The organism is Pseudomonas sp. So3.2b (genome assembly GCF_019464415.1).
Classification (GTDB): domain Bacteria; phylum Pseudomonadota; class Gammaproteobacteria; order Pseudomonadales; family Pseudomonadaceae; genus Aquipseudomonas; species Aquipseudomonas shahriarae.
Genome location: NZ_CP080494.1, coordinates 5,657,019 through 5,678,051 on the forward strand (window position 1 = coordinate 5,657,019; position 21,033 = coordinate 5,678,051).

Below are 21,033 nucleotides of genomic sequence, written 5' to 3' on the forward strand. Positions count from 1 at the left end.
TTGGCCTTTGCCTTGGTTCTATGGGCGTCAAAACGGATACGGTTGGTTCCAGCGCTGGAAAATCGGTTTCAACTCGCCGCTTTTCACCAACAACTCCATGCGCCGGTCAAATACCCCCCGCAATGACCGCCCTCTCTCACTGTCGGTAAACCCCAGGAACAACGGCAATTCGGCAATGTGCGTGAGTTTGAACGCCGATGGGTCGTCAGCCTGGCCGAGGATGTACTGCAGTTCGGCCAGGGCATCAATGTAGAAGTCGGCCCGCCCATGCTGGAGCATCGGCAAAATCCCGCTACGTCGTTCGATCTGGTTGAAACGATGAATATTGGGCAGGTATTCCTCGTACTTGTAGCCACGTACCCAGGTCAGGCGGTAAGAGCCCAGGGTCACCAGGGTCGGCGCCGGGCTGCCCGCCAGGCCCAGGGCGTAGATGTGGTCGGAGTCGTAGTGCCAGCGGGCGTACAGCACGCCCTCGGTCTCATCATGATAGGAGCCGACCCAGGCATCCACTTCGCCACGCCGGGCCAGACCGACCGAACGGGTGTAGGGCACGCTGCGGATCTTGACCTTGACCCCGGCCGGCTCGAAGATTTCCCGCAACACATCCCAGGCCAGGCCGCTGCCATCGGCGTTGGTGTAGTCATTCCAGGTTTCACTGGCCAGACGGATCTGGCCGGGCACTTCGGGGGTGTCATCGGCCCACACGGGAGACGCGACCACACACAGCAGAATCAGCAACCAGCGTCGTAGCTCCATAATGACGCCCTCCAGAGTAAAGCGATCGTTTCTACAACGCTGTAAAGGGTAGCGCAGCCCGGCGGGTCACGGAGTCTCGCGAAAATGTTGATAACCGCGCACGGCGGGAGTGATGTCATGGCCGCCGGCATCCAGCAATTTCACGCCGGCCCCCGCTTCTACCCGCCCGACAATATGCACCGGCCAACCGTCGGCCAGCAATGACGCCAGCTCAGCGGGCGGCAAGGTGAACGCCAGGACGTAATCGTCGCCACCGCTCAAGGCTGCGGAGCGTGCTTGATCATCCCCCAGAAAGGCCAGCAACGCCGCCGACAGCGGCAAACGGTGCCGCTCGATCACCAGGCTTACGGCTGAAGCCTTGGCGATATGCCCACAATCTGCCAGCAGACCGTCGGAAATATCCAACGCAGACGTAGCCTTGCCACGCAACGCCATGCCCAGGGCCAGTTGCGGCTGCGGCGACCAGTAATGGCCCAGCAGCGGCTCGGCGATCTGCGCAGCAGCGCTACGCTGCCCCAACACCAACGGCAAGGCCCCGGCCGCATTGCCCAGCTCGCCGCCGACACACAGCAGGTCGCCGGGCTGCGCGCCACTGCGGGTCAACGCCAGCCCCGCCGGGACACGGCCGAACACGGTGACGGTCAGGCTCAGCGGCCCACGGGTGGTATCGCCGCCCACCAGGCCCACACCACAGCGCTGGGCCATGGCATTCAAACCCTGGGCATAGCGCTGCAACCAATCGGCCGCGACCGTCGGTGTAGTGAGTGCAAGGGTAAATGCGAGGGGATGGGCGCCCATGGCCGCCAGGTCGCTGACTGCCACCGCCAGCGAGCGCTGGCCGAGCAAAAACGGGTCGCAGGGGTCGGCAAAGTGCACGCCGGCCACCAGGGTATCGGTTGAAATCGCCAGCTGTTCCCCGGGGGGAACTGCCAGCAAGGCGCAGTCGTCGCCGATCCCCAGGGCAACGCCCTCGCCGCCTTGCGCACAGGGCGCGGCGGCGAAGTAGGTGCGGATCAGCTCGAACTCGCCCATCAGGGAGTCAAGCGCAGGTTAGCGCTTGTACGCCTTCACTTCGGCTTCACGCAGGCGCGGGGCCAGCTTGTCGAGCACGCCGTTGACGAACTTGTGACCGTCGGTCGAACCGTAGACTTTCGCCAGTTCGATACCTTCGTTGATCACTACGCGGTACGGCACGTCAACGCGCTTGAGCAGTTCCCAGGTGGACAGGCGCATCACGCACAGTTCAACCGGGTCCAGCTCTTCGAGGGTCAGGTCCAGGCAAGGCGCCAGGGCCGTGTCGATCTCGGTCAGGTTGGCATGCACGCCGTGCAGGATGTCGTGGAAGTACGGCAGGTCGGCGAAGGTAAAATCGTTGTCGACGCGAAACTGTGCTTCGATTTCGTTCAACGAAGTACCTGCCATCTGACGCTGATACAGCGCCTGGGTCGCCAACTGACGGGCAGCACGGCGCTTTTCGTTCTTCGATGGCTTGCCGGCGTCTGCAGGACGGGGGTCGCGCGGGTTGAAACGATCGCTCTCGTCGGAAATCACTTGGCCTCCAACTGCGACAGCAGGCTGACCATTTCCAGGGCAGACAGGGCAGCTTCAGCGCCTTTGTTACCGGCCTTGGTGCCGGAACGCTCGATGGCTTGCTCGATGGAATCAACAGTCAGTACGCCGAAGGCCACTGGCACGCCGAACTCCATGGACACCTGGGCCAGGCCCTTGGTGCACTCGCCAGCCACGTATTCGAAGTGCGGGGTGCCGCCACGAATGACCGCGCCCAGGGCGATGATTGCTGCGTATTCGCCTTGTTGGGCAACTTTCTGCGCAACCAGTGGAATTTCGAAGGCGCCAGGGGCACGGATAATCGTGATATCGCTTTCGCTCACACCGTGGCGAACCAGGGCGTCCACGGCACCGCTTACCAGGCTTTCAACCACGAAGCTGTTGAAGCGGCCAACCACCAGGGCATAGCGGCCTTTGGGGGCGATGAAGGTACCTTCGATGGTCTTCAGGGTCATTCGACAAATCTCTTAAAGAGCCGGGACGCGTATATGACGCGCCCCTTAGTGATATTTGAACCGCGAACAAGGAGCGATAATCGCCGGCCTTTATTCGGAGGGCACGTATTCTACTACTTCCAGGTCGAAACCGGATATCGCATTAAATTTCATGGGTGCGCTCATCAGGCGCATTTTACGCACGCCCAGGTCACGCAGGATCTGCGAGCCGGCGCCGACGATGCTGTAGGTGGTCGGTTTTTTCACCGGCACCTGGTCAGCGCTTTCGCGGATATGCGCCAGCAGCACATCACCATCCACCGGGTTGCCCAGCAACAGCACGACACCGCTGCCCGCCGCGGAAACCGCTGCCATGGCGGCTCGCAGGCTCCACCGGCCCGGCTGCTTGACCATCAACAGGTCGCGCAACGGGTCCATGTTGTGCACCCGCACCAGGGTCGGCTCTTCGGCGCAGATGTTGCCCAGGGTCAGGGCCATATGCACGTCGCCTTCCACCGAATCACGGTAGGTCACCAGGTTGAAATGCCCCAGTTCGCTGTCCAGCGGCTGCTCGGCAATCCGCTGAACGGTACGTTCGTGGATCATCCGGTAGTGAATCAGGTCGGCGATGGTGCCGATCTTGATGTTGTGTTCGGCGGCAAAGGCTTCCAGTTCAGCGCGACGGGCCATGGTGCCGTCGTCGTTCATCACTTCGCAGATCACCCCGCTCGGCTCGAACCCGGCCATGCGCGCCAGATCGCAGGCGGCTTCGGTGTGGCCGGCACGGGCCAGGGTGCCACCCGGCTGGGCCATCAGCGGGAAGATATGGCCAGGGCTGACAATGTCTTCGGCCTTGGCATCTTTCGCGGCAGCAGCCTGCACGGTGCGGGCGCGGTCAGCGGCAGAGATGCCGGTGGTCACGCCGGTGGTCGCTTCAATGGAGACGGTGAACTTGGTGCCAAACCCCGAGCCATTGCGCGGCGACATCAGCGGCAGCTTGAGCAGTTCGCAGCGCTCGCGGCTCATGGGCATGCAGATCAGGCCACGGGCGTGCTTGGCCATGAAGTTGATGTGCTCAGGTTGGCACAACTCGGCGGCCATGATCAGGTCGCCTTCGTTCTCGCGGTCTTCGTCATCCATCAGGATGACCATCTTGCCTTGGCGGATATCGTCAACCAGTTCTTCGATGCTATTGAGCGCCACGCGGCACCCCCTTGGTCAGGATTTCAGGTAGCCGTTAGCGGCCAGAAAACTTTCGGTGATGTTACCGGCTGCAGGCTCTGCGGCCTTTTCGCCCAGCAGCAGGCGCTCCAGGTAACGGGCAAGCAAGTCCACTTCCAGGTTCACCCGGCGACCCGGCTGGTACGAGGCCATGATGGTTTCGCTGAGGGTGTGGGGAATGATGGTCAGTTCGAATTCGGCGCCATTTACGGCGTTCACGGTCAGGCTGGTGCCATCGACGGTGATCGAGCCTTTGTGGGCGATGTACTTGGCCAGTTCTTTCGGCGCACGGATGCGGAATTCCACGGCCCGCGCGTTTTCGCTGCGTGCCACCACTTCGCCGACGCCGTCGACATGGCCGCTGACCAGGTGGCCGCCCAGACGGGTGGTCGGGGTCAGGGCTTTCTCCAGGTTGACCGGGCTGCCGGCCTTGAGGTCATTCATCGCGGTGCAGTCCAGGGTTTCCCGGCTGACATCGGCGGCAAAGCCATTGCCCGGCAGTTCGACGACCGTCAGGCATACGCCGCTGACGGCGATGCTGTCGCCCAGCTTGACGTCGCCGAGGTCCAGCTTGCCGGTTTCAACCAGCAGGCGCACGTCGCCACCTTTGGGGGTCATGGCGCGGATGCTGCCGATGGATTCGATAATGCCGGTGAACATGGCCTTCTCCTGGAAAACAGTGCGGGCGCCGGGGCGACCGGTCGCAATTATACGCTCGCTGGGGGGAGCGGAATGGCAGTGACTCGCCAGTCGTCGCCTACAGCGCGCATTTCAATGATCTTGAGTTGGGGGGCGTCGGCCAGTTTCTCAAGCGGCCAGTCCAGCAAGGGGCGGGCGGCGGAACCGAGGAATTTACCGGCGACGAAAATCACGTACTCGTCCACCAGGCCTTGCTGGGCAAACGCGCCGGCCAGGCTTGGCCCGGCTTCCACCAACACCTCGTTGACGCCACGGGCCGCCAGTGCCACCAGCGCCGAGCGCAGGTCGACCTGGCCGTCGACACCCGGCACCACCAGGCATTCGGGGCCACGGGGAACTGGTTTTCCGCAGTCACACAGGTGATAACCAGGGCCGGCCCGGCCTTGAAGAACGGCGCGTTGAGCGGCACCCGCAGGCGGCCGTCGATCAGCACGCGCAACGGTGGGCGCGACATGGCCAGGGCGGTGGTTTGCGGATCCAGGCCCAGTTCGGCGGCACGCACGGTCAGGCGCGCGCCATCGGCCAGCACAGTATCGGCGCCGGTCAGCACCACACTGGCCTCGGCCCGCAGGCGCTGCACGGCGGCGCGGGCGGCGGGGCCGGTGATCCACTGGCTCTCGCCACTGGCCATCGCGGTGCGCCCGTCCAGGCTCATCGCCAGCTTGACCCGCACAAACGGCAGGCCATGCTCCATGCGCTTGAGGAAGCCGGGGTTCAGGGCGCGTGCCTGGCTTTCCAGTACGCCGCTGAGCACCTCGATGCCGGCCTGGGCCAGACGCTGCATGCCACGCCCGGCCACTTCCGGATTCGGATCCTGCATACCCGCGACCACCCGTGCCACGCCGGCGGTCACCAGCGCATCGGCGCAGGGCGGCGTATGGCCATAATGGCTGCACGGTTCGAGCGTCACATATACCGTGGCGCCTCGGGCTTTATCGCCCGCGGCGCGCAAGGCGTTGGGCTCGGCATGGGGTTCGCCGGTGCGTTCATGCCAGCCTTCACCGACAATCTGCCCGTCGCGCACAATCACGCAGCCGACCCGAGGGTTGGGATGGGTGGTGTACAGGCCCTTGCGCGCCAGTTCGAGGGCACGAGCCATGTAATGGGCGTCGAGCACGGCCTGTTCTGCAGAAGGAGGGTTCATTCTTTGACCGGCTCACGGGCCAGGCGGTCGATCTCTTCACGGAACTCATTGAGATCCTGGAAGCGTCGATACACCGAGGCGAAACGAATGTAGGCAACTTCGTCGAGCTTTTGCAGCTCGCCCATTACCAGTTCTCCAACCACCAGGCTCTTGACCTCGCGCTCACCGGTCGCCCGCAGCTTGTGCTTGATATGCGCCAGCGCCGCTTCCAGCCGCTCGACACTGACCGGGCGTTTTTCCAGGGCGCGCTGCATACCGGCGCGCAGTTTATCTTCGTCGAAGGGCTGGCGGCTGCCGTCGGACTTGATCAGACGGGGCAGTACCAGTTCGGCGGTTTCAAAGGTGGTGAAACGCTCACCGCAGGCCAGGCATTCGCGCCGGCGACGCACTTGGTCGCCCTCGGCGACCAGACGCGAGTCGATGACCTTGGTGTCGTTGGCACCGCAGAAGGGACAGTGCATGGTGGCAGGCAACAAAAAAAGGGAGGGCCATGGTAGCGCATCCCCGTGGCAAGACAAGCCATAGCCTTTACGGTATATAGGCTGACTATTATGTTTCTTATGTTCAGTTCACGGATTTTTGCCCTTTTTGGAGCCGTACATGCCGTTACGACCGCTGGTTTTACTCACAATGTTCAGTTTTCTGGTCGCCTGCAGCAGCGAAGCGCCAAAACCAGCCGCCCCGCAACCCACGCCGCAGCAAGAGAAAAAAATCCCCGGCCAGGAACCGCTGGGGCCATTGCCGGCCTACCAGCGTGAAGTGAGCGGCACCCTCACGGGTGTGCCCGCCGGCGCTGAAGTGGAGCTGGCACTGCTGGTGATCGACGCGCGCAGCCGCCCGCAACAACTGCTCGCCAGCAGCGTGCTGATCGGCAACAACAAACCATTGGCCTTCCGCCTGCGCTTCAACCCGCAAGCGTTTCCCGCCGGCGCCCGCGTTGAACTGCGTGGCCGCGCCAGCCAGTCCGGGCAGTTGATCCTGCACCTGCCGGCGGTGCGTATCGAGCAAGCTATCACCCAGACCACCGGGCCCCTGCAACTCGTGCGCGCCCCATGACGCCACCGCTGCACCTGCAACGGGCCTTGAGCGAACTGATCGGCGACGCGCAACTGCTGCCCTGCCCGTTGCCCGGCACCGACCTGTCGTTGTGGCTGCTGGACGCCGACAACATGGACCGCGCCTTCAGCCCCGAGGAAACCCGGCGCATCCTGCATGAGCCGCCCTACTGGAGCTTCTGCTGGGCCAGCGGCCTGGCATTGGCCCGCTACCTGGCCGCCAACCCCGAGTGGGTGGCGGGCAAGCGCGTCCTGGATTTTGGCGCCGGCTCCGGCGTGGCGGGAATTGCCGCAGTGAAAGCCGGCGCCCTGGAAGTGGTGGCCTGTGACCTGGACCCACTGGCGCTCGGCGCCTGCCGTGCGAATGCTGAACTCAATGGCGTGACCTTGGGCTATTCGGCGGACTTCTTTGCCGAAGCCGATCGTTTCGACCTGATCCTGGTGGCCGACGTGCTGTACGACCGGGCGAACCTGCCGCTGCTGGATCAATTCCTCACCCGCGGGCGCGAAGCGCTGGTCGCCGACTCGCGGGTACGGGATTTCCAGCATGCGGATTATCAGCGGCTGGGCATCCTCGAGGCGCTGACCCTGCCGGACCTGGCGGAGCCTTGGGAGTTTCGCAGGGTGAGTCTGTACCATTCACGACGCTAGGCCTCTCAGTTACAAATTTTCAGCAATAGAGTGGCTAAGACAGCGCCCGGCAGGACATGGAAAATAGCGTTCTCCCGCACGCGGCCTGGACGATCGACCTGCATGCATTTCCCCGTTTTTTCGCCGCTCAGCGCCCCTCCAAGGGCGTTGCAAAAACCTGGGCAGTTGCATAATCTGCTTGGCAATACACCCGCCATGCCTCTGGTTGCGCCAGCAACCAAGCACAAATTGTGCGGGTTTTTTATGCCTGCTGGTTTTCCAGCATGAGGGCGTTCGACAAACCAGCCCTTGATGTCCCGGCCCAGTTGGAGCTGCTCAAGTCTCGGGGCTTGATCATTGAAGATGAAACAGGCGCCCGGCGCTTCCTGCAATCGGTCAGTTTCTTTCGATTAAGCCCCTATATGCGGCCTTTCCAACAGTCGGAAGATATCGACCACCACTTCCATGCCGGCACCCATTTTCACCAGTTGGCACGACTCTACGATTTTGACCGTCGCCTGCGCCTATTGACCATGGATGCCATTGAGCGGGTCGAGATCGCCTCCCGTGCAGTCATCAGTAATCACATGGGCCCCACCTACGGCAGCCATTGGTACATCGACAGCCAGGCTTTTCACCCGACATTTGACCACCAGCGCCTGCTTGCAACGCTACACACCAGACAGTCTGTGGCGACCCGTGACTATGAACGCGAATGTTTGCGCGTCGACCGACTACACACAGACGACAATCGAAAAGACCATCTCAAGCGTCAAAGAGCCAAAGAAAGCTACGCGCGCCACTATCCAAATACCTATGACCACCCCTCTCTCATGCCGGGTTGGGCCATGCTGGAAGAGTTGACGCTGGGCGACCTCTCCCATCTCTACAAGGGCCTGGCCAAGGACGCGGATAAAAAAGCCGTTGCCAGGCGACTGGGGCTCCCCGCGCCACTGCTGCAGTCCTGGCTTCACACCTTGACCACTGTGCGAAACATGTGCGCCCATCACTCAAGAATGTGGAATCGGCAACTGGGTATTCGTCCTGAATTACCCAGGAAAGCCAACTTCCCGTGGCCAAACCATCTGCTCCAGCCAGGGCCCCATACCCGCATTTTTTCGACACTTTGCATGCTTAACCATTTGATGCATCAGATAAGCTCCCACACTCACTGGGACCAGCACCTTTATCACCTGATCAGCGACTTCCCCCACCTCAACCTAAAAGCGATGGGGTTCCCTCGTGACTGGTATCAGGACCCTTTTTGGCACGTATCTCGTGCTTGATCCTTGCGCTGCTTCCGATAGAGCCCGCCAGTCTTTATAGTTGCCCCATCCCACGCGTCATTGAGAACCTCCATGAGTGAGCCCACGCCGTACATTTTCGATGTCACCACCGCCACCTTCGACCAGGCTGTCATCGAAAATTCGTTCCACAAACCCGTGCTGGTGGATTTCTGGGCCGAGTGGTGTGCGCCGTGCAAGGCGTTGATGCCGCTGCTGGCGCAGATTGCCGAGAGTTATCAGGGCGAGTTGCTGCTGGCCAAGGTCGATTGCGAAGCCGAGCAGGATGTTGTCGCGCGCTTTGGCATTCGCAGCCTGCCGACCGTGGTGCTGTTCAAGGACGGCCAGCCGGTGGATGGGTTTGCCGGGGCGAAGCCGGAGTCTGAGATTCGCGCGCTGCTGGAGCCCCATGTGCAGATGCCGCCACCGGCTGAGGCGGACCCGCTGGAACAGGCCCAGGCGCTGTTTGCCGAAGGCCGCATCAGTGAGGCCGAGGCGGTGCTGGTGGCCTTGCTCGGTGAAGACAACACCAACGCCGCCGCGCTGATCCTCTACGCCCGCTGCCTGGCCGAACGCGGTGAACTGGGCGAGGCGCAGGCCGTGCTGGATGCGGTCAAGAGCGATGCTCACAAGGCCGCCCTCGCCGGCGCCAAGGCGCAGATCACGTTCCTGCGCCAGGCTGCCGACCTGCCGGATACCGCTGACCTCAAGGCCCGCCTGGCGCAAAACCCGCAGGACGATGAAGCGGCGTATCAACTGGCCGTGCAGCAATTGGCTCGCCAGCAATACGACGCGGCGCTGGAAGGCTTGCTCAAGTTGTTTATCCGCAACCGCAGCTACAACGAAGGCCTGCCGCACAAGACGCTGCTGCAAGTGTTCGAGTTGCTGGGCAACGACCACCCGCTGGTCACGGTGTATCGCCGCAAGTTGTTCGCCGCGCTGTACTAATCAGCGATCCAACTGTACTGCGGCGTATCCCCGCCGCTGGACACCTTCACCTTGGCGCTATGGCGCAGGCGCACCAACAGGCGCTTGCCCGTCTGGGCGCTGCCGGCCAGCCCTTCGAGGCGATCCGACAATTCCAACCCGCTGAGTTGCCCGGCCTCACGCAGCAGGTCCTGGGCGGCCTGCCACAGGCTCTCGTCCTGGTTGACCGGCGCCGGGGCAGCCGGTACTTCGCCCGTCACCGGCGTGGCCGTCTGCAGGTGCACGCCCAGCCGCGCCCAATCGCTGTCGTCCAGTTCCAGGGTCAAATCCACAGGCAGCTCGCCGATGGTTCCACGAATTCGCATCATTGCTCGTCCTCCAGCACTTTTCTGACGAGCATGCTCCCATGTGCCTTGCGCAACGCCAAGCAGGCGGTCAAACTCTCGACTCTTTTGTTATAAGATCACATAACAAAATCTTCATTCACGCCCTGGAGTCTCGCTATGCGCCGCCTGTTGCTCGCTTTGCCGTTTGCCCTGTTGCCACTGGCCGCCCAGGCCGCTGACGAACATAACCACGATCATGACCATGAACATGGCAGCCTGGACGCCCACGAGCACGGTGTCGGCCGCCTGAACGCGGTGCTGGACGGCAAGGCGCTGGAACTGGAGCTGGAAAGCCCGGCGATGAATCTGGTGGGCTTCGAGCACCTGGCCACCACCGACGCCGACAAAGCCAAGCTCGCCGCCGCCCGCAAGCAGTTGGAACAACCACTAGTGCTGTTCAGCCTGCCCAAGGCCGCCGGTTGCGTGGTCAGTAGCCAGGAGCTGGAAAGCCCGCTGTTTGGCGACAAGCCAGACGATGATCATGACCACGCCACTGATGGCAAAGGCGCGGCCGCCCATGACCATGACCATGACCATGACCATGATCACAGCGAAATCCACGCCCACTACCAGTTCACCTGCGCCAGCCCCGCAGCGCTGAAAAACCTCGATCTGGCGAACATCTTCAAGACCTTCCCCGCCACCCAGAAAATTCAGGTACAACTGATCGGCCCGAGCGGCCAGCAGGGTGTTGAAGCGACGCCTCAGGCCGCGACCCTGAAATTCTGACTCCACACGGTTGATGTAGGAGCGGGCTTGCCTGCGATGCAGACGACGCGGTGGATCAGTGACACCGCGTCGATACCATCGCAGGCAAGCCCGCCTCCACAGTTGACCGCGCTCTGCAGGTGATACTGAGTTCCCATGACCCAAGCACTGATCGAACTGTCCGACCTGGGCTTTAACTGGCCCGGTCACCCCCAGTTGCTGGACATCCCGGCATTTCGCCTGGAGCCAGGGGAAACCCTGTTTCTGAAAGGCCCCAGCGGCAGTGGCAAAACCACCTTGCTCGGCCTGCTGGGTGGAGTGCAGATCCCCAATCGCGGCAGCATTCGCCTGCTGGGCCAGGAGTTGACCAAACTGTCGGCCGGCGCCCGCGATCGGTTTCGGGTCGACCACACCGGCTATATCTTCCAGCAGTTCAACCTGCTGCCGTTTCTCTCAGTCCGCGAGAACGTCGAACTGCCCTGCCATTTCTCCAAGCTACGCGCACAGCGGGCGATCCAGCGCCACGGCAGTGTCGACCAGGCCGCCGCTACCTTGCTCGCACACCTGGGCCTCAAGGACCCTGATTTGCTTGGGCGACGCGCCGATGCGCTGTCGATCGGCCAGCAACAACGGGTGGCCGCCGCCCGGGCATTGATCGGCCAGCCGGAACTGGTGATCGCCGACGAACCGACCTCGGCCCTGGACCACGACGCCCGGGAAGCCTTCCTTCAATTGTTGTTCGCCGAATGCCGCGAAGCGGGCGCCAGCCTGTTGTTCGTCAGCCATGACCAGAGCCTGGCTTCGCTGTTTGACCGCAACCTGTCGTTGGCCGAGCTTAATCGCGCCGCCACGCCGCTCGAGGTTTGAGATGTATTTGTTCCGTCTAGCCATGGCCAGCCTGGCAAACCGCCGCTTTACCGCGATCCTGACGGCATTCGCCATCGCCCTGTCGGTGTGCCTGCTGTTGGCGGTAGAGCGTGTGCGTACCGAGGCCCGCGCCAGCTTTGCCAGCACCATCAGCGGCACCGACCTGATCGTCGGCGCCCGCTCCGGCTCGGTCAACCTGCTGCTGTATTCGGTGTTTCGCATTGGCAACGCGACTAACAACATCCGCTGGGACAGCTTCGAGCACTTTGCCGCCAGCCCGCAGGTGAAATGGGCGATCCCCATGTCCCTGGGCGACTCCCATCGCGGTTACCGGGTGATGGGCACCACCCAAGCCTACTTCGAACACTACCAGTACGGCCGCAAACAAAACCTGCAACTGGCCAGTGGCCGCGCGTTTGATACCGACCCGTTTGAAGTGGTGCTCGGCGCCGAAGTGGCCGACGCCCTGCATTACAAGCTCGGCGACAAGCTGGTACTGGCCCACGGCGTGGCGGTGGTCAGCCTGGTCAAGCACGATGACAAACCCTTCACCGTGGTCGGTATCCTGCAACGCACCGGCACCCCGGTGGACCGCACGCTGCACATTAGCCTGGGCGGCATGGAAGCGATCCATATCGACTGGCACAACGGCGTGCCCGCCCAGGGCAAAGGCCGGATCAGTGCCGACCAGGCGCGCAATATGGACCTCACGCCGCAAGCCATTACCGCGTTTATGCTGGGTTTGAATAACAAGATCTCGACCTTTGCCCTGCAACGGCAGATCAACGAATTTCGCGGCGAGCCGATGCTGGCGATCCTCCCCGGCGTGGCCTTGCAAGAGTTGTGGAGCATGATGGGCACCGCAGAAAAGGCGCTGTTCGTGATCTCGCTGTTTGTGGTGCTGACCGGATTGATCGGCATGCTCACCGCGATCCTCACCAGCCTCAATGAGCGCCGTCGGGAAATGGCGATCCTGCGCTCGGTGGGCGCACGGCCGTGGCACATTGCGAGCCTGCTGATTTTCGAGGCCTTCGCCCTGGCGCTGGCCGGGGTGGTCGCGGGGGTTGGCCTGCTGTATGTGTGCATCGCCGCGTCCCGTGGCTATTTGCAGGCCAATTACGGCCTGGATCTGCCGCTCGCGCTGCCCAGCCCGTATGAATGGACGCTGCTCGCCGGTATTCTGGTCGCCGCCCTGCTAATGGGCAGCGTGCCGGCCTGGCGCGCCTATCGCCAATCGTTGGCCGATGGTCTGTCGATCCGTTTATAAGGAAGGCTTTGATGCGCCGTGCCCTGCTTGCGCTGTTACTGATGGTGGCCCTGCCCGCCTGGGCCGAGGCGCCCCGAGACTTGTCATGGCAAGAAATGATTCCGCCGGATGCCCCGGTGGAGGTGCCGAACATGACACCGCTGCACAACCTGTCGAACATGGCCGACGCCCTGGCGGCGGAAGCTGCGCCAGCGGCCAAACAGGATTTGCCCAACGCGCCGGTGGTAGCCACCCTCAACGGCCAGCATATCCGCCTGCCGGGCTACATCGTGCCGCTGGAGGTCAGCGAGGAAGGCCGCACCACTGAGTTTCTGCTGGTGCCGTACTTCGGCGCCTGCATCCACGTGCCGCCCCCGCCGTCGAACCAGATCGTGCATGTGCGCAGTGAGATTGGTGTGAAGCTGGAGGAGTTGTACCAGCCGTATTGGATCGAAGGCCAGATGCAGGTCAAGCCGTCTACCAGCGAACTGGCGGATGCTGGCTATCAGATGGACGCCGAGAAGATCTACATCTACGAGTTGCCGAACTAAACCCCGCCCGCAATAACACCGCAATCCCAATGTGGGCGCGGTGTATTTGGCTGATCGCCGTTTCATTGAGCTGAGTCAAAGGCCCGGCCGCAACGATCTTTACCATTGGACACAGCCAACTAAAAACGTCCTTTGGAGCCACTCATGCACAAGTCACTGCTCAGCGCTTCCCTCTTCGCGCTTGCACTCGCCGCCCCTATCGCCCACGCCCACGAGGCTGGCGACATCCTCGTTCGCGCCGGTGCTATCACCGTTAACCCAAAGGCCGACAGCGGCAGCGTCAAGGTTGACCAGGGCCCATTGGCCGGCACCAACCTGGGTGGCAAGGCGACCATGAGCAGCGACACGCAGTTGGGTCTGAACTTCGCCTACATGCTGACCAACCACGTCGGTATCGAGCTGCTGGCCGCCACCCCGTTCGAGCATGATGTGAAGATCAAGAACACCGCCCTCGGCGCCGCCAACGGCAAGCTCGGCACCCTCAAGCACCTGCCGCCAACCCTGAGCGTGGTGTACTACCCGCTGGACAGCAAGTCGCCGTTCCAGCCTTACATCGGTGCCGGTATCAACTACACCTGGATCTATGACGAACACGTCGGCAGCCGCGCCCAGGGCGAAGGTTTCAGCAACTTCAAGGCCGAGAACTCCTGGGGCTGGGCCGCACAGGTCGGCATGGACTACATGATCAACGACAAGTGGATGATCAACGGTCAGGTGCGTTACATCGACATCAGCACCAAGGCCACCGTCGACAACAACGCCCTGGCGGCGGGCACTCGTGCCAAGGTCAATGTGGACGTGGATCCGATGGTCTACATGGTCGGTATCGGCTACAAGTTCTAAACCCGACGTAACAAACGCCACACAACAATGTGGGAGCAGGCTTGTATGGGAGCTGGCTTGCCTGCGATAGCATCACCTCAATGTCTTTGATAGACCGGGGTGTCTGCATCGCAGGCAAGCCAGCTCCTACACAAGCCGGGCTCCCACATTTTTTTGTGTTCAGTCAGCTAGTGATGCCGGTAGAAGCGATCGAGCAACGCCGGCAGTCCCGCACGCCACGCCCGTGGCTTGATGCCGAATGTATGCAGGATCTTCTTGCAGGCCAGCACCGCATGTTGCGGCTCGTCGGCGGCATCCGGCCGCGCGGCATGGGCTTGGGCCGTCGGCGCTTCGACCGCCAGCGCATGGAAGTTACGCGCTTCGCTGAGGATCGCCTGGCCAAGGGCCACAGGCGTGGTCGCCTCTTGCCCCGCATAGTGGTAGGTGCCCCACAACGGTGCCGCACAATCGAGTTGCTTGAGCACCGAGATGATCACCCGCGCCGCATCGTCCACCGGCGTCGGGTTGCCCCGTCGATCGTCGGCCAGCAACAATTCCTCGGTTTTCTCGGCACGCGCCAGGAAACGTCCCAGCGTGCCGTCGACGCTGTCATCGAGCAACCAGCCAAAACGCAGCAGCACATGCTGCGGGCAGGTAGCGCGCACACTCTGCTCAATGCGCCATAGCGCCTGGCCACGCAGGCCCAGGGGCACCGGCTCGTCTTTTTCGCTGTAGGCGGTGGCGCGCGAGCCATCAAACACCCGGTAGCTGGACGGTTGCAGCAGCGTGATGCTGTGGTGCTGGCACAACTCCGCCAGGCGCTCGACGGCGGATTCCTGCCCGGCCAGGCGAACCTCGTTCACGCTCTCGGCCTGGAACCAGTCGAAATAGTAGGCGAGGTTGATCAAGGCATCGGGACGGGTGTCGTCGAGCAACTGGGTAAGGCTGGCGGCATCCCAGCCGTCTTGGGGCGGGCGCGGGGCGAGGAAACCGATATCTTCCTCCGCACCGAGGCGAATCAGCGCTTGCCCGAGAGCATTCCCGCCGCCCAGTAACATAAGGCGCATTCGCATAGATTGAGCAGGCCCGGTCTGTTTGGAACGATGGCTAGTATCGACAGGCGGTGACGCCATGCCGTAGGTGTTTGCCAGAATCGTTGCATTTTGCGGGTTTGTAGCGCAACCGTCACTTACTAAGTGGCTTTGGGCAGCGCGCCCTCCTCCTCAATCTGCGCCACACGCTGCGGCAAAAGCACCGGCTGTGGATAAGTTTGCGCGAAGTGTACTGCGGGGCAGTTATCCACAAGCTTTTTCAGACGCTGGTTGAAAGCGCGACTGACCGCGTACTGCCCACCAGACACCGCACGGAACTGCGCCGTCAGGACCACGCCATTGAGGTCCATCTTATCGACCCCAAACACTTCCAGCGGGCCTTGCAGGTTGTACTTGAGGAACACATCGTCGCGAATCGACTGCCCGGCTTCGCGGATCAACGCCACGGCCCCGTCCCCGTCGGGGTCATAGGTGAACTGCACCGAATGCAAAAAGCCCTTGCCGTCGCGCAGGTGCAGGGTGCGGATGGTCAGGCCATGGATGTGCCGTTTGTAGGACCGTCGAAACTTTCCTTCGAACACCACAGTCAGCCATTAACGAACGGAGGCCACTGCCCCGCCAACCCACGGGAGCCACCATGGCTGTGATTCCAGAATGGGTGCCTGTCACGCCCAGCGCTGCCATCACCCGCTTCAAGGTGCTGACGGTCAATACTCACAAGGGCTTCACTGCCCTCAATCGACGCTTCATCCTGCCGGAATTGCGCGAGGCGGTGCGCGGCGTGGCTGCCGATGTGGTGTTCCTGCAGGAGGTGCATGGCACCCATGAGCACCACCCGCGCCGCTACAGCAACTGGCCGAGCATGCCGCAGTACGAGTTTCTCGCCGACAGTATCTGGCCGCAGTTCGCCTACGGGCGCAACGCGGTGTACCCCCATGGCGACCACGGCAATGCATTGCTGTCGAAATTCCAGATCATTCGCTATGACAACCTCGACATCTCCCAGAGCGGTCACGAAAGCCGCGGGCTGTTGCATTGTGTGTTGCGCCTGCCCGGCACCGGCCGGGAGGTGCATGCCATTTGCGTGCACCTGGGGCTGCGCGAGGTTCACCGCCAACAGCAGTTGAAACTGCTGGCGCAGCGGATCGCCGAGATCCCCGGCGAAGCACCGTTGATCGTCGCCGGCGACTTCAATGACTGGCGCCAGCAGGCCGACCTGAGCCACAGCGGCCTGCAAGAAGTGTTCGTGCAAGCCCACGGCAAACCGGCCCGTACGTTTCCGGCGCGCCTGCCACTGCTGGCACTGGACCGCATTTATGTGCGCAACCTCAAGGTCCATCAGCCGCAAGTGCTGACAACTCGCCCCTGGTCCCACCTGTCGGATCACGCGCCGCTGTCGGTGGAGATTGAGTTATGAACGGCGCCGTGGAACACATCGCCACCGATCAGCCACCAGATGACACCAGGGCCAGGGATCTGGACTACGCCTGGCAGCCCGGCAACCAGGTGGAGTTGCTGGAAAACGGTGAGGCGTACTTCCCCAAGGTGTTCGAGGCCCTGCGCCAGGCTCGCCAGGAAATCCTCCTGGAGACCTTTATTCTGTTCGAGGACAAGGTCGGTCATGAACTGCACGGGATTCTGATCGAGGCCGCACAGCGCGGGGTGAAGGTGGTGGTCAGCCTTGATGGCTTTGGCTGTGGCGAACTGAGCCCGGGGTTTCTCGGCGAATTGGCCCAGGCCGGGGTCACGGTGCAGATGTTTGACCCGGCGCCCAAGACCCTGGGGTTTCGCACCAACTGGTTTCGCCGCTTGCACCGCAAGATCGTGGTGGTAGATGCCACGGTGGGGTTTATCGGCGGGATCAATTTTTCCGCCGACCACCTGGCGGACTTCGGGCCCGAGGCCAAGCAGGATTATGCGGTGCAAGTGATCGGGCCGGCTGTGGCCGACCTGCATCATTTTGCCCTGGCACAAAGCGGGCGCCCGGTGCGTACGCGGCGTGGCTGGCGACGTCAGCAACGGCCTGCCTGGGCTACAGAAGAAGGTGATGGCCTGGTACGCCTGATCTACCGCGACAACCTGCAACACCGCTCCGATATCGAAGAAGCCTACCTGCACGCCCTGCGCCACGCCCGCCAGCGCGTGGTGATCGCCAATGCCTATTTCTTTCCCGGTTATCGTCTGCTGCGCGAACTGCGCAATGCCGCGCGGCGTGGGGTGCAGGTGCAACTGATCATGCAGGGCCAGCCCGATGTACTGCTGGCCAAGCTGGCGGCTCGCATGCTCTACGACTACCTGCTCAAGGAAGGCGTGGTGATCCACGAATATTGCCAGCGCCCGTTGCACGGCAAGGTGGCCCTGGTGGACGAAGCCTGGAGCACCGTGGGCTCGAGCAACCTCGACCCGTTGAGCCTGTCGTTGAACCTGGAAGCCAACGTGCTGATTCATGACCGGGGGTTCAATCAACAGTTGTTCGAGCGCCTGGAAGACTTGAGCCGCAACCACTGCAAGACCATGCCGGAAAACCGTACCCCACGCGGCTGGTTATGGCGGGTGACCGTGGGGTTTGTGGTGTTCCATGTGCTGCGGCATTTCCCGGCCTGGACCGGCTGGTTGCCTGCCCATAAACCGCGCTTGAAACCCTTTGTCCATGACCGGAGCCAGGACCATGAGCCAAGCCCACACGGCTGATGCCAGCCCCCGCGGTTTCAAGCGCTGGAAGAAACCGCTGACCATCGCGTTCTTTCTGCTGCTGATCGTGCTCTTCACCCTGCTCGCCCGGCGTATCGACTGGAGCGAGGTGTTCGACACCCTCGGCGACTTCAAGCTGCGCACCTTGTGGATCGCCGCCGGGCTGACCCTGTGCAGTTTCCTGGTGTATGCGTGCTTTGACCTGATCGGCCGCACCTACATCCGCCAACCCTTGCGCTGGAAGCAGATCCTGCCGGTAGGCATCATCAGCTATGCGTTCAACCTCAACCTCAGCGCCTGGGTCGGCGGGATTGCCATGCGCTATCGGCTGTATTCGCGGCTGGGGGTGAGCAACGGCAATATCGCAAAAATCCTCGGCTTGAGCCTGGCCACCAATTGGTTTGGCTATATGGCCCTGGCCGGCGTGGTGTTCAGCAGCGGCCTGGTGACGATGCCGCCGGGCTGGAAGCTCAGTAGTGGCGCGCTGCAAGGGGTTGGCGTGTTGCTGATCGTTGCGAGCCTCGGCTATCTGGCTGCGTGTCAGTTCTCGAAGAAGCGCGCCTGGTCGATTCGCGGGATCGAGATCAACCTGCCGTCGCTGCGCATGGCGTGTCTGCAACTGGCGCTCGGCGCGTTGAACTGGTCGCTGATGGCGGCCGTGATTTTCACCTTGCTGCCGGCGAAGCTGGACTACCCGCTGGTGCTGGGGGTGTTGCTGATCAGCGCGATCGCCGGGGTGCTGACGCATATTCCGGCCGGCCTTGGCGTGCTGGAAGCGGTGTTTATCGCGCTGCTGCAACATGAAGCGTCACGGGGCAGCCTGCTCGCCGGATTGATTGCTTACCGGGCGATCTATTTTATTTTGCCACTGCTGGTAGCGCTGCTGATGTACCTCACGGTGGAGGCGAAGGCCAAGGCCTTGCGGGTGAAGAAAACACCCGCGTGAAACCCGTCATCAGGATTGGATGATGCTCAAGCGCTCGCCCACCACCATCTCGGTGATCCAGTCCACCAGGATCGAGGTGTAGGCCTGTTGGGACACCGGGTCGCTCAAGGAGTGATCGCCACCGTCGATGATCCGGTGGGTCAGCGAATGGGTCTGCTGGCACGCAGCCCGGTAGCTCATGATGGTGGCGTGGGGCACGTGGTCATCGGTTTCCGATTCGACAATCAACACATCACCGGTAAACGCCGCACACGCATGCAATGCGCGATTGCTCTGGGCGTGTACCAGGGTGCTGCGGTAATCCATCAAGTCGACTTTATCCAGGTCGCGCTTGGGCGTGTGCCATTCCTGGTCGCGGTACAGCGCCGGTACCCGCAGCGCCAGCCAGCGCACCGGGCGCAATGACGTGAGGATCGCCGCCAGGTAACCGCCATAACTGGTGCCCACCACCGCCACCGCCGAGGTGTCGATGGCCGGGTGCGCCAGCAATCGATCATAGGCCGCCAGCAAGTCCCGCAGGTTGTCTTCGCGGGTGACCCGCGACAAGGGGATGCCGTTGCCCGCGTGCCCGCGCAGATCAAAGGTCAGGCACACGCAGCCCAGGCCGGCGATACCTTTGGCCCGTTCCAGGTCCCGTTCCTGGCTACCGCCCCAGCCATGCACAAACAACACACCCGGCACTTTTGATTTGGGGCTGAGGAAGGTCCCGCTCATCTGTTCGTCGTCGATATCAATGGTGATGGTTTCGCTTCTAGCCGTCATAAGGTTGGACCGTTACGTACTTGAGAAGAAAGTCGCCGTGCTCTGCCGGGCCGCGATAGATCTCGATCGCATGGGCGGGCAGTGGCTGGTCGATATAGGTTTCGACGGACGACACACGAATCGCGCGCAGGCCGGGATCATTGATAAAACTCTGCAGCGCCGCGACCTCGGCGCTACTGGCACCGCCCATGCGCCAGGACTGCTCCAGCACCCCGCTGCGGCGCGTGCCTTGGCTGTCCAGGCCCTGGGCGATATCGTAATTGCGCCGCGAGGCATAAAACCCAGGATAGGCTTCATCGGCGGCGTTATCGAACACTTGTGCCTGCTCGATGGCCAGGCGCACGTCATCCTCCAGCGCCAGGGCCAGCAACGCGTCGTAATACCCCGGTACCACCAGCAGGTTGGAGCCGCCATAGACCGCTTCGCCCTGCCCGTCCTGGGTCAGGTATTGCTCGCCGCAGTAACTGAATACACGACCGCCAATAAAGCTCTGGCCGACACTGTGGGTGACGACCTCCTGTAAATCCTGCTCCAGTACTACGCCTTGAGTGAACAGCTCTGGCATGTCCGGGCGGGCGAGGATCAGCTCCAATTGCTTGAGGCTTTCGATCACCTCCTGACCACGACCGGCACAGGCATGCACCGGCTTCAGGCGAATCGGCCCACTGTCCAGCAACTGTGTGGCGGCGATGCGGGCATCCTCCATGGCAAACACGCTCAAGCCATCGAGGACCACCCCGCGTACCCGCTCGGCAAACAGCGGCGACCAGCCCTCGGGGGCCACTGCATCAGGGGCGTGCAGGCCATGGGTGATGGCTTTGGTGCAGATAAAATCGTGGTCCACATAACCGCCCCACAAGTCCTCCGGCCCCTTCACGCCCAGGCTCAGTGCCTGGGCCGCGCCTATCAGGGTCTGGGTTGGCAGCAGGTAAAGATCGGCGGGGGAATGCAGGTCGGCGCTGTAGCTGACGCCGTAGTCGAGCCCGAGGATCTGCGCCAGCCAACGGGCCAGGGCGCGGTTGGTTTCCACTTCGTGCAACGGTGCATCGGGCCGGACCGAGTGCGCCACCACGGCTTTTTTGCGGTTGGTCGGGGTCATGCGTCCCCCTTGGGCAAGGCTTGCAGGTGTGTAGTGCAAGGGTTGCAGGGATCAGGCCAAGGCGCAGTCGGGGCAAAGGGTTGGCGGATCAAGTGGTTAGGGGGCAAGCAGTAGCATTTGGCCTGCATCATTCTGCACGACGGGCCGAGGAGGGTCCGGCGTTCTGCACGATCCAGGGCGCGGGG

23 protein-coding genes and 2 pseudogenes are annotated in these 21,033 nt (G+C 62.5%); 12 read left to right on the plus strand and 13 right to left on the minus strand.

The features are described from left to right. Nucleotides 1-27: 27 nt before the first annotated feature. The 8 genes and pseudogenes from K1X80_RS25495 to nrdR form a co-directional block, all read right to left on the minus strand. Nucleotides 28-756: an ABC transporter substrate-binding protein gene (locus K1X80_RS25495; protein WP_186625004.1), complete on the minus strand. Its 729-nt coding sequence runs from the start codon at nt 754-756 to the stop codon at nt 28-30. A 66-nt stretch (nt 757-822) separates the two neighbouring features. Then, nucleotides 823-1,788: a thiamine-phosphate kinase gene (gene thiL / locus K1X80_RS25500; protein ID WP_220172558.1), complete on the minus strand. Its 966-nt coding sequence runs from the start codon at nt 1,786-1,788 to the stop codon at nt 823-825. An 18-nt stretch (nt 1,789-1,806) separates the two neighbouring features. Further along, on the minus strand, nt 1,807-2,307 hold the full coding sequence (nusB, locus tag K1X80_RS25505) for a transcription antitermination factor NusB (protein WP_057438970.1): 501 nt from the start codon (nt 2,305-2,307) through the stop codon (nt 1,807-1,809). Continuing rightward, entirely contained in the window at nt 2,304-2,780 is a 477-nt protein-coding gene (ribE, locus tag K1X80_RS25510) for a 6,7-dimethyl-8-ribityllumazine synthase (protein ID WP_003176356.1), read from the minus strand. Before ribE ends, nusB begins: the two co-directional genes overlap by 4 nt. 90 nt (nt 2,781-2,870) lie before the next feature. Then, nucleotides 2,871-3,962: a bifunctional 3,4-dihydroxy-2-butanone-4-phosphate synthase/GTP cyclohydrolase II gene (gene ribBA / locus K1X80_RS25515; protein ID WP_057438968.1), complete on the minus strand. Its 1,092-nt coding sequence runs from the start codon at nt 3,960-3,962 to the stop codon at nt 2,871-2,873. Between the two features lie 15 nt (nt 3,963-3,977). Then, a complete protein-coding gene (locus tag K1X80_RS25520; RefSeq protein WP_120734218.1) occupies nt 3,978-4,640 on the minus strand; it encodes a riboflavin synthase in 663 nt (220 codons plus the stop codon). Between the two features lie 47 nt (nt 4,641-4,687). Then, nucleotides 4,688-5,823, minus strand: a pseudogene (gene ribD / locus K1X80_RS25525) (bifunctional diaminohydroxyphosphoribosylaminopyrimidine deaminase/5-amino-6-(5-phosphoribosylamino)uracil reductase RibD). Further along, nucleotides 5,820-6,284: a transcriptional regulator NrdR gene (nrdR, locus tag K1X80_RS25530; RefSeq protein ID WP_057439031.1), complete on the minus strand. Its 465-nt coding sequence runs from the start codon at nt 6,282-6,284 to the stop codon at nt 5,820-5,822. Before nrdR ends, ribD begins: the two are co-directional and overlap by 4 nt. Before the next feature lie 139 nt (nt 6,285-6,423). Here nrdR and K1X80_RS25535 point away from each other — a divergent pair, with 139 nt between their 5' ends. The 4 genes from K1X80_RS25535 (at nt 6,424) to trxA (ending at nt 9,739) form a co-directional block, all read left to right on the plus strand. Continuing rightward, the gene (locus K1X80_RS25535) at nt 6,424-6,879 is read left to right on the plus strand and encodes a YbaY family lipoprotein (RefSeq protein ID WP_057960746.1); all 456 of its coding nucleotides are present in this window, start codon (nt 6,424-6,426) and stop codon (nt 6,877-6,879) included. Next, on the plus strand, nt 6,876-7,529 hold the full coding sequence (locus tag K1X80_RS25540; protein ID WP_057960747.1) for a methyltransferase: 654 nt from the start codon (nt 6,876-6,878) through the stop codon (nt 7,527-7,529). Before K1X80_RS25535 ends, K1X80_RS25540 begins: the two co-directional genes overlap by 4 nt. 263 nt (nt 7,530-7,792) lie before the next feature. Continuing rightward, a complete protein-coding gene (locus tag K1X80_RS25545; protein WP_198792007.1) occupies nt 7,793-8,794 on the plus strand; it encodes an Abi family protein in 1,002 nt (333 codons plus the stop codon). A gap of 72 nt (nt 8,795-8,866) precedes the next feature. After that, nucleotides 8,867-9,739: a thioredoxin gene (gene trxA / locus K1X80_RS25550; RefSeq protein WP_057960749.1), complete on the plus strand. Its 873-nt coding sequence runs from the start codon at nt 8,867-8,869 to the stop codon at nt 9,737-9,739. Here trxA and K1X80_RS25555 read toward each other — a convergent pair. Further along, nucleotides 9,736-10,086, minus strand: a complete 351-nt coding sequence (locus K1X80_RS25555; protein WP_198792006.1) for a hypothetical protein — start codon at nt 10,084-10,086, stop codon at nt 9,736-9,738. The two genes, trxA and K1X80_RS25555, sit on opposite strands and share 4 nt — an antisense overlap. A gap of 135 nt (nt 10,087-10,221) precedes the next feature. Between K1X80_RS25555 and K1X80_RS25560 the strand changes: the two genes are divergently transcribed. The 5 genes from K1X80_RS25560 to K1X80_RS25580 all read left to right on the plus strand — a co-directional run bounded on the left by K1X80_RS25560 (nt 10,222) and on the right by K1X80_RS25580 (nt 14,319). Continuing rightward, complete coding sequence (locus K1X80_RS25560; RefSeq protein ID WP_170059319.1) at nt 10,222-10,833, plus strand: DUF2796 domain-containing protein; 612 nt, start codon at nt 10,222-10,224, stop codon at nt 10,831-10,833. Between the two features lie 135 nt (nt 10,834-10,968). After that, nucleotides 10,969-11,679, plus strand: coding sequence for an ABC transporter ATP-binding protein (locus K1X80_RS25565; RefSeq protein WP_057438963.1), 711 nt, complete (start codon nt 10,969-10,971; stop codon nt 11,677-11,679). 1 nt (nt 11,680) lies between these two features. Then, the gene (locus K1X80_RS25570) at nt 11,681-12,946 is read left to right on the plus strand and encodes an ABC transporter permease (protein WP_057960753.1); all 1,266 of its coding nucleotides are present in this window, start codon (nt 11,681-11,683) and stop codon (nt 12,944-12,946) included. 11 nt (nt 12,947-12,957) lie between these two features. Further along, a complete protein-coding gene (locus tag K1X80_RS25575) occupies nt 12,958-13,476 on the plus strand; it encodes a DUF3299 domain-containing protein (protein ID WP_057438962.1) in 519 nt (172 codons plus the stop codon). A 144-nt stretch (nt 13,477-13,620) separates the two neighbouring features. Then, nucleotides 13,621-14,319: an OmpW family protein gene (locus K1X80_RS25580; RefSeq protein ID WP_057960754.1), complete on the plus strand. Its 699-nt coding sequence runs from the start codon at nt 13,621-13,623 to the stop codon at nt 14,317-14,319. A gap of 167 nt (nt 14,320-14,486) precedes the next feature. Here the strand turns inward: K1X80_RS25580 and K1X80_RS25585 are convergent, their stop codons facing one another. Together K1X80_RS25585 and K1X80_RS25590 are read right to left on the minus strand one after the other, a co-directional pair. Beyond that, on the minus strand, nt 14,487-15,371 hold the full coding sequence (locus tag K1X80_RS25585; protein WP_081044312.1) for a sugar nucleotide-binding protein: 885 nt from the start codon (nt 15,369-15,371) through the stop codon (nt 14,487-14,489). 119 nt (nt 15,372-15,490) lie between these two features. Further along, nucleotides 15,491-15,892 (minus strand): annotated as a pseudogene (locus K1X80_RS25590) (mechanosensitive ion channel protein); the annotation flags it as partial. A 95-nt stretch (nt 15,893-15,987) separates the two neighbouring features. Here K1X80_RS25590 and K1X80_RS25595 point away from each other — a divergent pair. Genes K1X80_RS25595 through K1X80_RS25605 form a run of 3 tightly spaced genes read left to right on the plus strand, consistent with a single transcriptional unit; the run spans nt 15,988 to nt 18,987 of the window. Further along, nucleotides 15,988-16,767, plus strand: coding sequence for an endonuclease/exonuclease/phosphatase family protein (locus K1X80_RS25595; RefSeq protein WP_128593462.1), 780 nt, complete (start codon nt 15,988-15,990; stop codon nt 16,765-16,767). Further along, nucleotides 16,764-18,041: a cardiolipin synthase ClsB gene (gene clsB / locus K1X80_RS25600; RefSeq protein ID WP_057438958.1), complete on the plus strand. Its 1,278-nt coding sequence runs from the start codon at nt 16,764-16,766 to the stop codon at nt 18,039-18,041. The genes K1X80_RS25595 and clsB overlap by 4 nt, the downstream gene beginning before the upstream one ends. Beyond that, a complete protein-coding gene (locus tag K1X80_RS25605) occupies nt 18,019-18,987 on the plus strand; it encodes a lysylphosphatidylglycerol synthase domain-containing protein (protein ID WP_057960757.1) in 969 nt (322 codons plus the stop codon). Before clsB ends, K1X80_RS25605 begins: the two co-directional genes overlap by 23 nt. A 9-nt stretch (nt 18,988-18,996) precedes the next feature. Here the strand turns inward: K1X80_RS25605 and K1X80_RS25610 are convergent, their stop codons facing one another. Next, nucleotides 18,997-19,749 carry a S9 family peptidase gene (locus K1X80_RS25610; protein WP_057960758.1) on the minus strand — a complete coding sequence of 251 codons (753 nt, stop codon included), beginning with the start codon at nt 19,747-19,749 and terminating at the stop codon, nt 18,997-18,999. Next, the gene (locus K1X80_RS25615) at nt 19,739-20,848 is read right to left on the minus strand and encodes a DUF3182 family protein (protein WP_057960759.1); all 1,110 of its coding nucleotides are present in this window, start codon (nt 20,846-20,848) and stop codon (nt 19,739-19,741) included. Before K1X80_RS25615 ends, K1X80_RS25610 begins: the two co-directional genes overlap by 11 nt. Nucleotides 20,849-21,033: the final 185 nt, after the last annotated feature.

What these genes read in the sequence shown, in the direction of transcription:
- K1X80_RS25495 (WP_186625004.1), bottom strand. Translation starts at nt 756, where the DNA reads ATGGAGCTACGACGCTGGTTGCTGATTCTGCTGTGTGTGGTCGCGTCT.
- thiL (WP_220172558.1), bottom strand. Translation starts at nt 1,788, where the DNA reads ATGGGCGAGTTCGAGCTGATCCGCACCTACTTCGCCGCCGCGCCCTGT.
- ribE (WP_003176356.1), bottom strand. Translation starts at nt 2,780, where the DNA reads ATGACCCTGAAGACCATCGAAGGTACCTTCATCGCCCCCAAAGGCCGC.
- K1X80_RS25520 (WP_120734218.1), bottom strand. Translation starts at nt 4,640, where the DNA reads ATGTTCACCGGCATTATCGAATCCATCGGCAGCATCCGCGCCATGACC.
- nrdR (WP_057439031.1), bottom strand. Translation starts at nt 6,284, where the DNA reads ATGCACTGTCCCTTCTGCGGTGCCAACGACACCAAGGTCATCGACTCG.
- K1X80_RS25535 (WP_057960746.1), top strand. Translation starts at nt 6,424, where the DNA reads ATGCCGTTACGACCGCTGGTTTTACTCACAATGTTCAGTTTTCTGGTC.
- K1X80_RS25540 (WP_057960747.1), top strand. Translation starts at nt 6,876, where the DNA reads ATGACGCCACCGCTGCACCTGCAACGGGCCTTGAGCGAACTGATCGGC.
- K1X80_RS25545 (WP_198792007.1), top strand. Translation starts at nt 7,793, where the DNA reads ATGAGGGCGTTCGACAAACCAGCCCTTGATGTCCCGGCCCAGTTGGAG.
- trxA (WP_057960749.1), top strand. Translation starts at nt 8,867, where the DNA reads ATGAGTGAGCCCACGCCGTACATTTTCGATGTCACCACCGCCACCTTC.
- K1X80_RS25555 (WP_198792006.1), bottom strand. Translation starts at nt 10,086, where the DNA reads ATGATGCGAATTCGTGGAACCATCGGCGAGCTGCCTGTGGATTTGACC.
- K1X80_RS25560 (WP_170059319.1), top strand. Translation starts at nt 10,222, where the DNA reads ATGCGCCGCCTGTTGCTCGCTTTGCCGTTTGCCCTGTTGCCACTGGCC.
- K1X80_RS25565 (WP_057438963.1), top strand. Translation starts at nt 10,969, where the DNA reads ATGACCCAAGCACTGATCGAACTGTCCGACCTGGGCTTTAACTGGCCC.
- K1X80_RS25570 (WP_057960753.1), top strand. Translation starts at nt 11,681, where the DNA reads ATGTATTTGTTCCGTCTAGCCATGGCCAGCCTGGCAAACCGCCGCTTT.
- K1X80_RS25575 (WP_057438962.1), top strand. Translation starts at nt 12,958, where the DNA reads ATGCGCCGTGCCCTGCTTGCGCTGTTACTGATGGTGGCCCTGCCCGCC.
- K1X80_RS25580 (WP_057960754.1), top strand. Translation starts at nt 13,621, where the DNA reads ATGCACAAGTCACTGCTCAGCGCTTCCCTCTTCGCGCTTGCACTCGCC.
- K1X80_RS25585 (WP_081044312.1), bottom strand. Translation starts at nt 15,371, where the DNA reads ATGCGAATGCGCCTTATGTTACTGGGCGGCGGGAATGCTCTCGGGCAA.
- K1X80_RS25595 (WP_128593462.1), top strand. Translation starts at nt 15,988, where the DNA reads ATGGCTGTGATTCCAGAATGGGTGCCTGTCACGCCCAGCGCTGCCATC.
- clsB (WP_057438958.1), top strand. Translation starts at nt 16,764, where the DNA reads ATGAACGGCGCCGTGGAACACATCGCCACCGATCAGCCACCAGATGAC.
- K1X80_RS25605 (WP_057960757.1), top strand. Translation starts at nt 18,019, where the DNA reads ATGAGCCAAGCCCACACGGCTGATGCCAGCCCCCGCGGTTTCAAGCGC.
- K1X80_RS25610 (WP_057960758.1), bottom strand. Translation starts at nt 19,749, where the DNA reads ATGACGGCTAGAAGCGAAACCATCACCATTGATATCGACGACGAACAG.
- K1X80_RS25615 (WP_057960759.1), bottom strand. Translation starts at nt 20,848, where the DNA reads ATGACCCCGACCAACCGCAAAAAAGCCGTGGTGGCGCACTCGGTCCGG.